Source organism: Clostridium sp. CTA-17, assembly GCF_054767895.1.
The window spans coordinates 33,049-48,522 of record NZ_BAAABF010000002.1; the positions used below are offsets into that span (position 1 = coordinate 33,049).

The 15,474-nt window shown below is 27.0% G+C and carries 13 protein-coding genes; 10 read left to right on the forward strand and 3 right to left on the reverse strand.

Going from position 1 to position 15,474, the window contains the following annotated elements; all coding sequences use genetic code 11:
• The first annotated feature begins 93 nt into the window (after positions 1–93).
• The 4 genes from ACYUCG_RS04495 (at position 94) to ACYUCG_RS04510 (ending at position 4,470) form a co-directional block, all read left to right on the forward strand.
• A complete protein-coding gene (locus ACYUCG_RS04495) occupies positions 94–1,053 on the forward strand; it encodes an acetylxylan esterase (RefSeq protein WP_240298496.1) in 960 nt (319 codons plus the stop codon).
• Between the two features lie 95 nt (positions 1,054–1,148).
• On the forward strand, positions 1,149–1,472 hold the full coding sequence (locus ACYUCG_RS04500) for a thioredoxin family protein (RefSeq protein ID WP_060794409.1): 324 nt from the start codon (positions 1,149–1,151) through the stop codon (positions 1,470–1,472).
• A gap of 172 nt (positions 1,473–1,644) precedes the next feature.
• Positions 1,645–3,354 (forward strand): phosphatidylglycerol lysyltransferase domain-containing protein, encoded by a 1,710-nt coding sequence (locus ACYUCG_RS04505; protein ID WP_283677829.1) that lies wholly within the window; start codon positions 1,645–1,647, stop codon positions 3,352–3,354.
• 348 nt (positions 3,355–3,702) lie between these two features.
• Entirely contained in the window at positions 3,703–4,470 is a 768-nt protein-coding gene (locus tag ACYUCG_RS04510; RefSeq protein ID WP_057231672.1) for a hypothetical protein, read from the forward strand.
• Between the two features lie 191 nt (positions 4,471–4,661).
• Here the strand turns inward: ACYUCG_RS04510 and ACYUCG_RS04515 are convergent, their stop codons facing one another.
• Positions 4,662–5,153: a threonine/serine exporter family protein gene (locus tag ACYUCG_RS04515; protein WP_415318859.1), complete on the reverse strand. Its 492-nt coding sequence runs from the start codon at positions 5,151–5,153 to the stop codon at positions 4,662–4,664.
• Entirely contained in the window at positions 5,150–5,920 is a 771-nt protein-coding gene (locus ACYUCG_RS04520; RefSeq protein ID WP_060670654.1) for a threonine/serine exporter family protein, read from the reverse strand. The genes ACYUCG_RS04515 and ACYUCG_RS04520 overlap by 4 nt, the downstream gene beginning before the upstream one ends.
• 239 nt (positions 5,921–6,159) lie before the next feature.
• Between ACYUCG_RS04520 and ACYUCG_RS04525 the strand changes: the two genes are divergently transcribed.
• The 4 genes from ACYUCG_RS04525 to ACYUCG_RS04540 all read left to right on the forward strand — a co-directional run bounded on the left by ACYUCG_RS04525 (position 6,160) and on the right by ACYUCG_RS04540 (position 12,702).
• Positions 6,160–6,867 carry a hypothetical protein gene (locus ACYUCG_RS04525; RefSeq protein WP_060794412.1) on the forward strand — a complete coding sequence of 236 codons (708 nt, stop codon included), beginning with the start codon at positions 6,160–6,162 and terminating at the stop codon, positions 6,865–6,867.
• Between the two features lie 78 nt (positions 6,868–6,945).
• On the forward strand, positions 6,946–8,940 hold the full coding sequence (glgB, locus tag ACYUCG_RS04530; protein WP_460268195.1) for a 1,4-alpha-glucan branching protein GlgB: 1,995 nt from the start codon (positions 6,946–6,948) through the stop codon (positions 8,938–8,940).
• Between the two features lie 100 nt (positions 8,941–9,040).
• Positions 9,041–12,235 (forward strand): type I pullulanase, encoded by a 3,195-nt coding sequence (gene pulA, locus ACYUCG_RS04535; RefSeq protein WP_460268196.1) that lies wholly within the window; start codon positions 9,041–9,043, stop codon positions 12,233–12,235.
• Between the two features lie 143 nt (positions 12,236–12,378).
• The gene (locus ACYUCG_RS04540) at positions 12,379–12,702 is read left to right on the forward strand and encodes a hypothetical protein (RefSeq protein WP_060797120.1); all 324 of its coding nucleotides are present in this window, start codon (positions 12,379–12,381) and stop codon (positions 12,700–12,702) included.
• 45 nt (positions 12,703–12,747) lie between these two features.
• Here the strand turns inward: ACYUCG_RS04540 and ACYUCG_RS04545 are convergent, their stop codons facing one another.
• The gene (locus ACYUCG_RS04545; protein WP_060796020.1) at positions 12,748–13,200 is read right to left on the reverse strand and encodes a rhodanese-like domain-containing protein; all 453 of its coding nucleotides are present in this window, start codon (positions 13,198–13,200) and stop codon (positions 12,748–12,750) included.
• A 219-nt stretch (positions 13,201–13,419) separates the two neighbouring features.
• Here ACYUCG_RS04545 and ACYUCG_RS04550 point away from each other — a divergent pair, with 219 nt between their 5' ends.
• Together ACYUCG_RS04550 and ACYUCG_RS04555 are read left to right on the forward strand one after the other, a co-directional pair.
• Positions 13,420–13,977 (forward strand): ECF-type riboflavin transporter substrate-binding protein, encoded by a 558-nt coding sequence (locus ACYUCG_RS04550; RefSeq protein WP_060796019.1) that lies wholly within the window; start codon positions 13,420–13,422, stop codon positions 13,975–13,977.
• Between the two features lie 190 nt (positions 13,978–14,167).
• Positions 14,168–15,331, forward strand: a complete 1,164-nt coding sequence (locus tag ACYUCG_RS04555; RefSeq protein ID WP_460268197.1) for an RNA-guided endonuclease InsQ/TnpB family protein — start codon at positions 14,168–14,170, stop codon at positions 15,329–15,331.
• Positions 15,332–15,474: the final 143 nt, after the last annotated feature.

Consider the following 15,474-nt stretch of genomic DNA (forward strand, 5'->3'; position numbering starts at 1 on the left):
TAATAAAATAAAAAGATTTTATAAAAATATATATAGGGGAAAATAATTTTTTTATTAAATGTAGGTGTATGGGATTATAGGGGGAGTATTATCATGGCAATTTTGGATATGTCTTTGGAAAAACTTTATGAATACAGAGGGATTAGCCCTTTGCCAGAAGATTTTGATGAATTTTGGGATTCTAAGTTGATAGAATTAGATGATTTAGATATTAAATTAGAAATTAAAAAGGCTGAGTTTGAAAGTCCTATAGCAGAATGTTATGATTTATATTTTAATGGTATTAATGGAGCTAGAATATATGCAAAATTTATGAAACCTAAAGAAGTTAAAGGGAAAATGCCAGCTTTGTTAGAGTTTCATGGATATGAAGAGAGAAGCAATGACTGGAGTAATAATCTTCACTATGTAGCTAGTGGAATGTGTGTTGCAGTTATGGAGTGTAGAGGGCAAGATTACTTGAAAGAAGATTCTTGTAAGTTTAAATCTTTTAAGTCAAAAGGGCATATAGTTAGGGGATTAGTTGAAGGAAGAGAAAAATTGTTGTTTAAGAATATATTTTTAGATACTGCTATTTTAGCTAGAATCATAATGAATATGGAATGGGTAGATGAGGAGAGAGTTTTTGCAACTGGTGGTTCACAAGGAGGAGCCTTAGCTTTGGCTTGTGCAGCCTTAGAAAATAGAATAAAAGGTGTTTATGCTTATTATCCATTTTTATGTGATTACAAAAGAATTTGGGTTATGGATTTAGGGGGAGATTCTTATGATGAATTAATAAGATATTTTAAGTTTATAGATCCAAATCATGAGAATGAAGAATATGTTTTTAATACCTTAGGATATATTGATATAAAAAATATTGTTCATAGAATAAAAGGAAAAGTAAACATGGCTATAGGATTAATGGATGATATATGTCCTCCATCAACTCAATTTGCTGCTTATAATAATATTCTATGTGAAAAAGAACTAGTTTTATATGATTCTGGACAAAAGCCTTACTTACTAAATTTAAAGGATAGGATATACAAGTGGGCTATAAATCTTTAAATTGAATAATATTTTATAATTGATATAATTATATTAGGGGATGAATTTTAGATTGAATTCATCCCTTTATACATATTTAGAAAGAAGATGAGTTTATGAGGATTATTGATAATGAAAAAGAATTTAAGGAATTTTGTAATGAAAAAGGTATAAGATTAGCTTATTTAAGCACTAATACTTGTTGTGCCTGTGGTGTCTTAAAGCCTAAAATAGAGGAATTAATAAAAAAATATGATAATGCAAAAATTATAGAGGTTCAGGCTGATAAAAGTGTAGACATAGTAGCACAATTAAGTATTTTTATGTTTCCAGCAATTATTTTATATATAGATGGTAAGGAGATTCTAAGAGAAGCTAAATATATAAGTGTTGTTGAGTTAGAAAAGGTTATAGATAGATATTTTGAACTTTATAATTAAAAATAAGAAACATATGAAAAAGGTTAGGAGATAATTCTAGGTTCTATTTCTATGCTTTATTAAAATATTTAATTCAATTTGATTTGTAAAATAAAATTTTATATACTATATACAAGTTAAATATGAATAATTTGACAATGTTTTAATATATTCTTAAAAGAAAGGAGATAGTATGTGGAATTCACTAAAAAAAAGTTATAGACATTTAAAAAATATTTTAGGATTTGTTACTGATAAAAGAAATTATGAAAATATAAAGAAGCTTTTAAAAAACTACAAAATATTAAGTGATATATCAAATATAATAGTATCAGTTTTGGTATTTCTAAGTGGTATTCTTTTAATAATTTCAGGAATTTATCCTAGTATATTTTATAAGATAAAATTTTTAGACAATATATATAGTTTATCTTTTTTGAGATTTTCCCATAGAGTTTCAGTATTAATTGGATTAATGTTAATAATGACATCTAAGGAAGTTTTCTTTAAGGTAAAAAGAGCCTATTATGTAACATTAACATTACTTATAGTAGGAGGAGCTTTTGCCTTTGTAAAAGATTTAGATTACAAAGAAGGAATTTTTATTTTAGGAGTAATAATACTTCTAATATTATCAAAGAAGAGCTTTTATAGGGAAAGTATTCCTATAAAAGTTACTAAATTAAGTGGGATATTAATAATTCTTTCAGTTGTAATGATTATCTTTGCAAGTTTTATACATAAATTCAATATACATTTTAGTAAGAATTATAGGTACTATGTAGATTTCTTCCATAGTACAAAGGGATATTTAAGAATAGCATTATACACATATGCAGCTTTTATAATATTTATAATAATATGGTATTTAACAATGCCTAAAATAGAAGATGACGAAAGATATATGGATGCCGATTTAGAAAAGGTATCAAAATTCTTTGGAGAAATAGATTATGGAACAATATTCTCCCATTTAGTTTATTTAAAGGATAAAAAGGTCTTTTGGGCTAATGAGGGTAAGTCCTTAATAATGTACAGTAAGTACAAAGATAAGATAATAGTTTTGGGAGATCCTATAGCTACCAAAGAAAATCTATATAGTTGTATAGAAGAGTTTCAAGCTTTTACAGATTTATATGGATATGATGTTGTTTTTTATGAAATAGAAGAAAAAAACTTTTCTACTTATCATGATGCAGGATATTATTTCTTTAAGCTAGGAGAAGAGGCCAGAATAGATTTAGAAGAATTTAATTTAATTGGTTCTAAAAAGAGTGCTTTTAGAAATACTTTAAGAAGAGTAGAAAGGGAAGGATATAGCTTTAGTATTATAGAGCCTCATTTTAATAATGAGGTAGTAAGTCAATTAAAGGAAATATCTGATAAATGGTTAGGAAATAGAAAGGAAAAGGGATTTTCTTTAGGGTGGTTTAGCGAGGATTACATACAAAGATCACCTATAGCTATTTTAAAGAATGAAGAAGAAAATAAGATTATGGGCTTTGTAACAATAATGGATGCTAATGATGGGGGCAAGACAGTGGCAATAGATTTAATGAGAATAGATAAAAATGCACCTAATGCATCTATGGATTACTTAATGCTTAATTTATTCTTAACATTTAAAGAAAAAGGATATAAATATTTTAGCTTAGGAGAAGCACCATTATCTAATGTAGGATTTAACACTCATTCACATTTACAAGAAAAGCTTGCAAGACTAGTTTATAATAGTGGTAATATATTTTATAGTTTTGATGGACTAAGAAGATATAAGTCAAAGTTTTCACCTATTTGGCAACCAAGATATTTAGCATATCCTAAGTTTATGTCCTTACCAGAAGTTTTTGTTAATTTATGTTCATTAATAGCCAACTCAAAGGAAAGGGTAGAGAAAAAATAAAGGATTATATTTTAAGTTAAGGTTAATTTTTAAATGGAAGCTCATATCTAATCTAATTAAGTTTATTATATTAAAGAGAGTCTTTTAATTATAAGGCTCTCTTTTTTAAAAAAATTTACTTTTTATAAATAAAGATTATTTTTTATATTGAAGTTTAAAAAAATAAGCATAATATTTTTGATTTATTTAGAAGAAACAATGAGTTTTTAAATAGATATAAAAAATCTAAGGATTTAGGCTAAGATTTGTCAAATGAAAATGTTTTGAAGTGATTTTTAAGAGGTGTATAATAGTGGTAAATATTTAATAAAACAAAGTTTAAGATGTTTTATTAAGGAGGGTATAAATATGGGAAACTTTTTTTTAGAAAGTGATTTTAGAGCTTTTGATATAGACAAATCAAGAAGTAGAGATAAAGTTATATTAGAGAGAAGAAGAGTTGCTGCTGAGAAATTAAGAGAACTGAATAATTTAGGTCTTTTTGAATTTATGAATTCTAAAGGATTAAGCTCTCATTGGGAAAAGCAGTATATAACTAGTATAACTTGGCCGTTAAAAAGAGTTAATGATGAATATGTTGATAGAATATATTTATCTTATGGGAAAAATAGAGCTGATGTTAGAAAGCTTATAAAGGTTTTAAATTTATTCCATGATATTGAGGGAAGTAGAATAGAAGATGACATGGTATTTAATTATATTCCTCGCATTCAATTAGGACTAGACTCTAATTCTTGGAATACAGCTTTATATTTAGACAAGTATGGAGCAATAGAACAAAAAAATCTTGTCAATAAAATAAGAGAAAACTATGAGTTAAAAGAAAGATTTAAAAATATACTTATGGCTTTAGAAGAAAAGGGATATAGATTATATTTAATTAAGGATAATAATCCTAGAAGTTATGAGGATGAAACAGATTACGTTGAGGATATAATAAAATATACAGATAGTGGAGAAAAGTATGGATTAACCATAAGAAAAGATTATGATAAAAATCATGTTAGCAATTCAAGAAATGAAATATTAGATTTTGTTAAAAATGAATTTGATAATTTAATGGATGTTTATTATTTTATTTCTTGGGATTCAGAAGAGAACGACTATTTAAGATAATATCTATATTTTAAGCAATTAATGACTTGTAATTATAAATTTAGAGTTAATTTCATGCTTTATCTATAGATAAATAAAAAGCTAGTATAAAATTCATAAAAGGAGTTATATCAAAATAAGTTTTGTTGTTAAATTTTGATATAACTCCTTTTTATGTAATTTATTATATCTATAAAAGCATTTTAAGCAAACTAAATACTTTTATTTAAATAGTTATTATTTTCAGTACTTTTAATTTTACTATTAATAAGTTTTTTTATAGAAAAATATAGCTTAGTAAAGGATGAAACTAAAACAATTCCAGTAGCTATTGATCCAGCTAACATTAATGTATTGCATCCTAAGGATAAAGCTTTATCTATATTTCCTTTTAAGGTTTCTAGCATTGTATAGAACATACCTCCTCCAGGAACTAGAGGAATTATTCCACAAACTAAAAATACTAATACAGGAGCTTTTAATACTCTAGCTGAAATCTCAGAGAACAAGGCTATGAAAATAGCAGCTAAAAAATAATTAAAGCTTTCATTTGTGCTCATAAAGTTTGAGGAAAAAAGATAAACAAACCATCCTAAGCCACCGCAGAGGGAAGAGAAAAATAAGTTTTTACCTTTTATATTAAATATTATTCCAAAACCTAAAGAACTAAAAAATGCATATATTGAATTTATTATTAGGTTCATATAGCCATACCCCCATAGTGATTTATTAATATAGATAAAATACTAGCACTTCCAATAGCAATCCCTACAGCTATTAAAAAGGCTTCAATAAATTTAGCACTTCCAGCAACTAAATCACCAGCTATTATATCACGAAGTGAGTTAGTTATAGCAAGTCCAGGTACTAAGGGCATTAAAGAACCTATTATTATTTCATTTAGATTAGGAGCAATATTAAATCTTACTGCAAGAAAAGCTAGTAATGATGCCAAAGCTCCAGATATTATATTTACAAAGAAATTGTTTGTCTTTAAAATATTAAAGAAGTATGCAAGAAGACAAAGAACTATTCCTATAAAACCTGAGACTAAAGAATCTTTTAAATTACCTCCAAAAAGTAGAGTAAATGTTGAAGCTGAAATTAAATATCCTAATATTTTTATTTTAAGAGGATATTCTTTTTCATCAGCTATACTACTTAGCTTCTTTTCAGCATCTTCAATAGAAACTTTATTAAATGCCACTTCTCTTGAAAGGTTGTTTAATTTAGATATTTTATCTAAGTTAATAGTTCTACTTGTTACTCTTCTAGTTCTGGAAATTGCATTTTTATAGGTTTTTATTGTTATTATTATGTTTGTAGGAATTACAAAAACATCAACCTTTTCTATTCCATAAGCCAAACAGATTCTGCTCATGGTTTCTTCAACTCTATATGTTTCAGCGCCATTTTCAAGCATTAGAGTACCAAGTTCAGTTGAGAAATTGATAATTCTATTAAAATCCATATGTACCTCCAAATAAGTATGTATGATTAATAAGAAACATTTTTTGATTATTACAATATTTCTTTTCTATTATACTTTGAAGAAGAGATGATTATAAAGACTTTAAATTAAAAAAATGTAAAAATATGTTTTTGTAATAGAAAATAGCCAATAGATTTGTATTTATAATTTAGTTACTATAGTTAAAATTTTGCATAGATTAATTATGAATGGAATTTATTAGGGAGGATGTAATTATAATGGCTATTTTAGATTCTAAAGTTGGACATATAAAAAGTAGAATTTCTAAAGATAGGGTTGTATTAAAAACAATGTATCCATTTAAAAAAGGAGAATTAGCAGATGAAGTTGAAATAAATTTATACTTAGAAGGAAGTAATAGGGTCATAAAAAAAGAATTGCCTTATGGTGGATATAATATGCATTTGTTTTTAGGAGATTTTTTAGGTAGTGGAAGGGATTGTATTTTGGTGAAGGGAAGATTTCAAGGTTCTGGTGGAATTGCTATTTTATTATTATATGAATATGATAATGGAGAAATAAAAGAAATAACTAATCAGTGGGAAATAAGTGCTAGAAACAAAGCTATTATAAGATATTTACCAAATTATAAAGTAGAGATAGCTTATGGAACAAAAGAAAAGTATATTATAGATATCTCTTCAAAGGATAAGTCTTATTTAAATCTTATATATGATGAAAATGGAAATGTAAAATTAAAAACTAATCCAGGTATTTCTGATATTAACAACTATTATGAAATAAAGGAATTGGGAAGTAATAAATATGATTTTTTAATACGTCAAAATATTATAGGAATAGTACTGGTGGATGTTATAGGTATAATACAAAGTCGGGTTGTCTTTAATATTAATGGAAACTTTGTTATAAAAGATAGGGAATTGATAATAAGTAAAGATAGAAATTTGAATAACAATCATAATTAATTGTAATTTAATACCTAAAATAGTATAATTAAAGCAAAATATTGTATTTATAATGTTTTTGTGAATGAGAGGTTTACTATGGGAGGAAAAGAGATGAGAAATTGTAAAGAACTTAAGCATGAGAAAAATGGTAACGTTACCGAAAAAATAGGGGAAAACAAAGGAAAAAGCAAAAAAGTGTCTAAAGATGAAAATTTATTAAACTTTGATTTGTTTTTAGATGGAAAAGAACATTTAGCTTATAAGTTTATGGGGGCTCATTTTGTAACTGAAAATAGGAAAAAGGGTATAAGATTTACTACTTGGGCTCCAAGGTCTAGCAAAATATATGTTATAGGTGATTTTAATAATTGGGAATTAAAAGAAGAATACTCCATGGAAAAAATTAATGAAAGAGGAATATGGAGTTTATTTGTACCTAAATTAGAAGATGGTATAAAGTATAAATTTGCAGTAGTAAATGAATGTGGAAATAATACAGTATATAAGGCTGACCCATATGCATTTAAATCAGAATTGAGACCTAATACAGCCTCTGTACTTACTAAAATTAAGAGTTTTAGATGGGTAGATAAGAGATGGCTTAATAAAAGAGAAAAAGAAGGTTTAGATAATAAACCTATGAATATATATGAAATTCATTTAGGTTCTTGGAAAAGAAAAAATGGAGAGTTTATGACCTATGAAGAAATAAGTGAGATACTGCCAGAATATATAAAAGAAATGGGATACACCCATGTTGAGTTTATGCCTATAAATGAGCATCCTTTAGATGCTTCTTGGGGATACCAAGGCGTAGGGTATTACTCAGTTACAAGTAGATATGGAGATTTAAATGGATTAAAGACTCTTATAAATAAACTTCACAAAAATAATATTGGAGTTTTATTAGATTGGGTACCTAGCCATTTTTGTAAGGATGAGCATGGATTATTTATGTTTGATGGATCACCAACATATGAATATGAGGCTTGGTGGAAGGCTAATAATGAAGGATGGGGAACATGTAATTTTGATTTAGGAAGACCAGAGGTTAAGTCCTTTTTATTTTCCAATGCTATGTACTGGATAAATGAGTTTCATATAGATGGCCTAAGAGTAGATGCAGTTTCTAATATGCTTTATTTAGATTATGGAAGAGAATATGGAGAATGGGAAACAAACATCTATGGAGGAAATGGAAACCTTGAAGCTATTGCCTTTTTAAAAGAACTAAATACAATTATAAAAAAAGAAGGAAAAGGGGCAATTACAGTAGCTGAAGAATCAACTTCATGGGAAGGAATTACTAAACCAGTTGAAGAGGATGGATTAGGATTTGATTATAAATGGAATATGGGATGGATGAATGATACCTTAAGTTATATTGAGTTAGATCCAATATATAGAAAGTATCATCATAATAAAATGAACTTTTCAATGATGTACAATTATTCAGAAAAGTTTATTCTGCCAATTTCACATGATGAAGTTGTTCACGGTAAGAAATCTCTTATAAATAAAATGTGGGGAGATGATTGGAAGAAGTATGCTGGTCTAAGGCTTTATGCTTCTTTTATGATGGGACACCCAGGAAAAAAATTAATGTTTATGGGCTGTGAATTTGGTCAGTTTGTTGAATGGAGAGAATGGGAAGAACTTCAATGGAATGTTATTGAAGAATTTGACATACACAGAAAAACTCAGGAGTATTTTAGAGTATTAAATCATTTCTACTTAGAGAATAATTCTTTATGGTCACTTGATTATGAAGAAGAAGGTTTTAGATGGATTGATGCTGATAATTCAGAACAAAGTGTACTTTCATTTATAAGAATTGGCAAGAATAAAAAGGAAAAATTAATATTTATATGTAATTTTACTCCAGAAGTTTATTATGATTTTAAAGTAGGGGTTCCAGAGCTTGGAGAATATGTTGAGGTGTTTAATTCAGATTCTTTAGAATTTGGAGGTGCAGGAAATATTATGGGAGATAATATTCTAGAAGCCACAGAGGAAAGTTTTAAAGATTTCGATTATTCGATAAATGTCAAGGTACCTCCATTAGGAACTTTAGTTTTAAAACTAAAATAAAAAGAGAAAAGCTACTATAAATCTAAGTACATAATATTTTTTGCTTTGGATAAATAGTAGCTTTTATTACATAAATAAATTAATAGAGGAGCATTTTTATATGTTTGATTCTGTGAAAAGAAAACTTATTTATTATAATGATAATGAATACTACATAGAGATTAGTCCTTTAACTAATACCATAAGAGTAACATTATACTGTAAGGGAGCAGTTGAAGCTTATTTAGTTGGAGATTTTAATAATTGGGAAAAAAGTGAAAACTTTAAGCTTAATTGGGGATTAGATACTAATGATGGTAGAGTGAAAATGATTAAAGATATTACCTTTCCTTGCGGGCTAAAGAAAGGGGAATATAAGTATGGATATATAATTGTCACTTTGGATGGAAAAGAGATATATGTAGATAATTGGAATGAGAAAAAGAATGATTTTTCTTTCTTTTGGGAGCCTTTTGAAGAATCTTTAGAAATAAAAACTTCAAGAGATTTTATTTCTACTGGATATCCTGTTGAATTATTAACTGTTAAAAATTCATTTTATGGAAATATAACAATTGAAGAGGCTGTTCTTTCCATAGAGAACCCTTTAAAAGGAGTATATTTAGAAAAAGGGTTTTTAAAAATTAATGAAGAAATAGTTGATGGTACTAAAATTTTAGTAAAGGCCTATGATTCCTTAAATGATATGACAGCTTATAAGGAGATTGAAGTTAGAGAAGAAGAGGAAAAAGGTGTTTTTGTACAATTTTTAAAGAATGATGGATTGTATTATGGAGAAAATTTCAGTTGGAATATCTGGGGCTTTGGAGATAACAGTTTAGGAAGAGAGTTTAATTTAAATATTAAAACAGATTTAGGTGTAGGAGCTTTTGTAGATGAAGAAAAGTTTATAGTAAGAAGGAGAACATGGGGATATGACTGGGTAAATGATTGGGATGAGCAGACATATACTTTTTATTTGAATAAGGAAGATAGAAATTTATTTTGCATATATGAAAATAATAAGATAATAACTTCTTTAAAAACTGCTATAGAAGAAACTACTCCTAAGATACAAGTTGCCTTAATGGATCATAAAAATACTATAAAAGCCTATCTTTCACATAAGCCTTTAATTGGAATCAAGTATGGATTATATATAAATGGAATAAAGGCTAAGGATGTTTCTACTATAGTTAGAGAAAATGAAAAGGAAGTTTTAATAACTAATCTTCCAAGTGATATAGATCCATCAGATTTACTAGAAATAAGAGCTTCAAGTATGTTTTCAAATTGCAAAGTAATAGTGAGAGATTATTTAAATGACTACTATTATGGAGGAAATGACTTAGGGGTAAGATTTAGTGAGGAAAACATAAGTCTAAGATTGTGGGCACCTACTGCTAAGAAAGTAGAGTTATTAATATATGAAGATTATAAATCTCTAAGTGAAAATCCTTTAAGAAAATATGAGATGAATAGGGAGAGAGAAAATGGCACTCATTTAATTAGAATACAAAGAGAAGAGAATGAAGGTAAATATTATTTATATAGACTGTACTTCAACGATTTAAGTGAGGATGGTAAGCATATAAATAAAATAACATATGCTGTGGATCCCTATGCTGTTGCAGTAGGAGTAAATGGAGAAAAGGGAGCTTTAGTAGATTTATTTAGTAAAGAGTGTGTACCAGAAGGATGGAATAAATATAATAAACCTAAGCTAATAAATAAGGAAGATTCAATAATTTATGAGATGCACATTAGAGATTTTACCATAAATGAAAATTCAGGAGTTTCTGAAAGATTAAGAGGAAAATTTTTAGGGGCAGTTGAAGAGGAAACTTTCTATATTAATAAAGAAAATGGAAATAAGGTTAAGACAGGATTAGATCATTTAAAGGAATTGGGGGTAACTCATGTTCACTTGCTTCCAGTCTTTGATTTTGCTTCTGTTAATGAAGAAATAAGCAATGATGAAAATAATAGAAACTGGGGATATGATCCTAAAAACTTTAATGCAATAGAAGGAAGTTATTCAACAGACCCATATACACCTTCAAGAAGAATAATAGAGTTTAGAGAGATGATAAAAAGGTTTCATGATAATGGAATAAGAGTTGTATTAGACATGGTTTATAACCACATGTATGAAACTAGTAATATGGATAATATAGTTCCTGGATATTACTTTAGAAGTGATAAATTGGGGAAATATACAAATGGATCAGGATGTGGAAATGAAATGGCTTCTGAGAAACCAATGGTTAGAAAGTTTATCTTGGATTCCATATTGAATTGGATTAAAAATTATCATATAGATGGATTAAGATTTGACTTAATGGAGCTTATAGATTTAGATACTATGAAGGAAATAGTAAAGAGAAGTGAAGAGATTGATGAAAAAATACTTATTTATGGCGAGCCTTGGAAGGGAGGAAGTTCACCTTTAAGTAATGGAACTTATAGAGGAAGTCAAAAAGGGCTAGGATTTTCTATATTTAATGATGAATTTAGAAATGCATTAAGAGGAAATAATGACCCCTCTAATGGATTTATAAATGGAGAGCAGCATAATAAGAATAAAGCTTGGCAAGTTATAGAAGGAATTAAAGGATCAATAAATTCAATAACCTATAAACCTATGGAAAGTATAAATTATTTAGAAGCACATGATAACTATACCCTATGGGATCAAATAGTAAAAAGTCAGAATCATAGTGTGGAAAAAGGACATTATAGAGACTTTAATGAAGAAAAACTATTAGATAACTTTTATGTTAAGGAAGATTTACTTGGAGCTTCTATATTATTTACTTCTCAAGGAATTCCCTTTATTCAATCTGGGGCTGAATTCTTAAGATCTAAAGATGGAGATCATAATAGCTATAAGAGTCCGGATAGAATAAATGCCTTAAATTGGGCAGAGAAAGAAAGATATATTGATGTTTTTAATTATTATAAAGACTTAATAAGTTTAAGAAAAAATCACAGTGCTTTTAGAATGAAAAATCCAGAGGATATAATAAAAAATTTAGATGTTTATTTTTATGAAAATAATGACACTAGTGGAGTAATAATAGCTCACTATAAAAATAATGCTAATGAAGATTTGTGGAAAAATATAGTTGTCATATATAATGGAACTACCATTGATGATTATAATGTAATTTCTTCTATGCCTAAATCAAGTAATGGATTTTGGAATATAGTAGTACAAGATGGAGTAGTAAATGAATCAATTATAAAAAGAGTAAGTGAGAATGAAATTCCTAAAATAAAATCTCATTCTATTATGATACTTTATGATGAATAAAAAATATAAATAATTTTTAAAAGACTATATAGAATATATCTATGTAGTTTTTTTTATAACTCTTAAATTAAGGTAACAAATAAAAAAATAAGTAATATATTAAAGTTAGAAAGAATATATAGGATTATTAAAAGGAGCAAGAGATGAGCAGAATTTTAAGTGTTTTAAATATATGTGAAAAAAGCTTAGCTTATAGGGATTATCATGAGTATATATTAAGATTAATAAAAATATATACTGAAAATGAATTGAAGACTTGTAAAAAGGATAATTTAGAAAAATTAAGGAAGATGAATAATATAAATTACTTATTAGAACAAAAAAGAACTGATTTCTTTTGGAGAATGAATAGAATGTTTCAGGGCCTTGATTATAATGAATTAAAAACCTTAAAAAAAGATAGTAAAAGTTATGAAATAAAAAGAAATATTAATGAGGTTATAAAAGAAAAAAGAAATAAAAAATGATAAAGAGAAATACTTTTTAAAGTATTTCTCTTTATCATTAAAAGATTATTTTTCAACATCTCCATCCCATTTAGATATTCCATCTTTCATGTGAACAAGATTTTTAAAACCATTTTCTTTTAAAATATCCATAGCCTCAGCACTTCTTTTTCCACTTCTACAGTAAACTAAAACTAATTCATCTTTAAACTTTTCTATATCACTTAAGTTTTCTTTAAGCTCATTAACTGGAATTTGAATAGCATTTTTTAAATGTCCTTCAGCAAATTCATCTTCATTTCTAACATCTAGGATTAGAGTAACTTCCCCTTCATTTATAAGTTTTTTTGATTCTTCTATTGAGATATCCTTTGAAACTGTTTCAGATGGAGTTTCGCTTGATGATTCAGAGCTTGTCTGTGTATTAGCATCCTTCTTTTCAGTGTTATTATTACCACATCCCACAAATAAACTAGCTGTTAAAGTCAAACTAAGTAATAATAATGATATTTTTTTCATAAAGTTCCTCCCTATTTCCAAATATATAAATAGAATTTAACATATTATTACATAATAAGGCAATTAAGAAAGTGTTAATATTTAAAAGTCCTAGTCTAAGGTTATTGACAATTACTTTAATAGTCTTTATAGTTAACTATGTGAAATTATGTTTATAATATAGACATTAAAAAGTATTTTATTATCTAGAGATAGATTTTTCTAAAATGGAGATGAACAATGAAAAAAAACAAACTATCAATTAAAACAATTGTAGCTATAGGGATTGGTTCAGCGGTTTTTATGATATTAGGTAGATTTGGTTCTTTACCTACAGGAATTCCTAATACAAACATAGAAACTGCATATGCATTTTTAGCTTTAATGGCATTATTATATGGTCCTTTAGCTGGTTTTTTAATAGGATTCATAGGACATGCTTTAAAGGATATAGTATTTTTTGGATCACCTTGGATAAGTTGGGTTTTTGCTTCAGGTATAGTAGGATTAATAATTGGGTTAGGAGCTAGATTTATAAAAATTAATCAGGGAGTATTTAAGTTAAAACAAATATTTACATTTAATTTAATACAAATACTTGCTAATGCAGTAGCTTGGTTTTTAGTAGCACCAACTTTAGATATATTAATTTACTCTGAACCTGCAAATAAGGTTTATCTACAAGGGGCAATAGGTGGAATTTCTAATATGGTTACTGTTGGAGTTTTAGGAACTATTTTAATAGCTAATTATGCTAAGACAAGAATACAAAAAGGTAGCTTAAGAAAAGAATATTAGAAGTATGTGAGGTTGTGGGAAATATATTTTCAGACAACCTTTTTTTGAAGGTTAATTTAGGAGATGTATAAAATATACACAAGTTTCAACTTTTAATCAAAAATATAATTTAAAAATTAAGTTGAATTTCTTAGATAATATGCTAATACTAAAGTAATAATAGTATATGAAGTTATTGAGGGTGAGACAGTTGAAAAGAGCATACAAGATAGAGATTAATCCTACTGATGAACAAAAGTCTAAAATACACCGAACTATTGGAGTATCAAGATTTGTGTATAATTTTTATATTGCTCGTAATAAAGAAATTTACCAAAGAAAAGGAAAGTTTATTAGTGGGATGGATTTTTCAAAATGGTTAAATAATGAATATATCCCTAATAATCAAGAGGTAAAATGGATTAAAGAAGTATCTTCAAAAGCTACTAAACAAGCTATTATGAATGGAGATAAAGCTTTTAGAGATTTCTTTAAAAAAGCTAAAGGTTTTCCAAAATTTAAGAAAAAGAAAAACCAAGATGTAAAAGCTTATTTTCCTAAGAATAATAAGACCGATTGGACTTTAGAAAGACATAGAGTAAAAATACCAACACTTGGATGGGTAAGACTAAAAGAGTTTGGATATATTCCTATAAATTCAGTAGTTAAAAGTGGTACAGTTAGTCAAAAAGCAGATAGATATTATGTATCTATACTTGTTGAAGATGATTATATAGAGGTATCAAAATCTACTAATGAAGGTGTAGGTATAGATTTAGGAGTAAAAGAATTTGCTGTATGTAGTGAGGGAAGTAAGTTTAAAAATATAAATAAAACATCTACTTTTAAAAAAGTAGAAAAGAAGTTAAAAAGAGAACAGAGAAAACTTTCAAGGAAATATGAAAGCTTAAAAATAAGAAATAAAAATATAAAAGAAGGGAGAGCTACTGGTCAAAATATTCAAAAACAAATAGTCAAAGTACAAAAACTTCACCAGAGATTAACAAATATAAGAACTAATTATATAAATAAAACAGTCTCTAAGATAGTTAAGCAAAAACCAAGCTATGTAACTATTGAAGATTTAAATGTTAAAGGAATGATGAAGAATAAGTATTTATCCAAAGCTATTGCAAGTCAGAAGTTTTTTGAATTTAAAACTAAACTAATGTCTAAATGTAAACAAAATAATATAGAACTTAGAATAGTGGATAGATTTTATCCATCATCAAAGACTTGTAGTAATTGTGGAAAGATTAAGAAAGATTTAAAACTGTCAGATAGAATTTATAAATGTGATTGTGGATTTACTATTGATAGAGATTTAAACGCAAGTATTAATCTTAAAAATGCTAAAGAATATAAGATAGCTTAAAATCAAAAGCATTTATATATGTACGGAGGGCTAACTTCGGAATTTACGCCTTTGGAGAATCATACAAAATCGCAGTAGCTTAGGCAAGACGAGGTTCTATGAAGAAGGAAACTTCTCAATATGGATATGTTTGACCATATTTT

Bases quoted from the DNA above. Each gene is read 5' to 3' on its own strand.
- ACYUCG_RS04495 (WP_240298496.1), top strand. From the start codon at position 94: ATGGCAATTTTGGATATGTCTTTGGAAAAACTTTATGAATACAGAGGG.
- ACYUCG_RS04500 (WP_060794409.1), top strand. From the start codon at position 1,149: ATGAGGATTATTGATAATGAAAAAGAATTTAAGGAATTTTGTAATGAA.
- ACYUCG_RS04505 (WP_283677829.1), top strand. From the start codon at position 1,645: ATGTGGAATTCACTAAAAAAAAGTTATAGACATTTAAAAAATATTTTA.
- ACYUCG_RS04510 (WP_057231672.1), top strand. From the start codon at position 3,703: ATGGGAAACTTTTTTTTAGAAAGTGATTTTAGAGCTTTTGATATAGAC.
- ACYUCG_RS04515 (WP_415318859.1), bottom strand. From the start codon at position 5,153: ATGAACCTAATAATAAATTCAATATATGCATTTTTTAGTTCTTTAGGT.
- ACYUCG_RS04520 (WP_060670654.1), bottom strand. From the start codon at position 5,920: ATGGATTTTAATAGAATTATCAATTTCTCAACTGAACTTGGTACTCTA.
- ACYUCG_RS04525 (WP_060794412.1), top strand. From the start codon at position 6,160: ATGGCTATTTTAGATTCTAAAGTTGGACATATAAAAAGTAGAATTTCT.
- glgB (WP_460268195.1), top strand. From the start codon at position 6,946: ATGGGAGGAAAAGAGATGAGAAATTGTAAAGAACTTAAGCATGAGAAA.
- pulA (WP_460268196.1), top strand. From the start codon at position 9,041: ATGTTTGATTCTGTGAAAAGAAAACTTATTTATTATAATGATAATGAA.
- ACYUCG_RS04540 (WP_060797120.1), top strand. From the start codon at position 12,379: ATGAGCAGAATTTTAAGTGTTTTAAATATATGTGAAAAAAGCTTAGCT.
- ACYUCG_RS04545 (WP_060796020.1), bottom strand. From the start codon at position 13,200: ATGAAAAAAATATCATTATTATTACTTAGTTTGACTTTAACAGCTAGT.
- ACYUCG_RS04550 (WP_060796019.1), top strand. From the start codon at position 13,420: ATGAAAAAAAACAAACTATCAATTAAAACAATTGTAGCTATAGGGATT.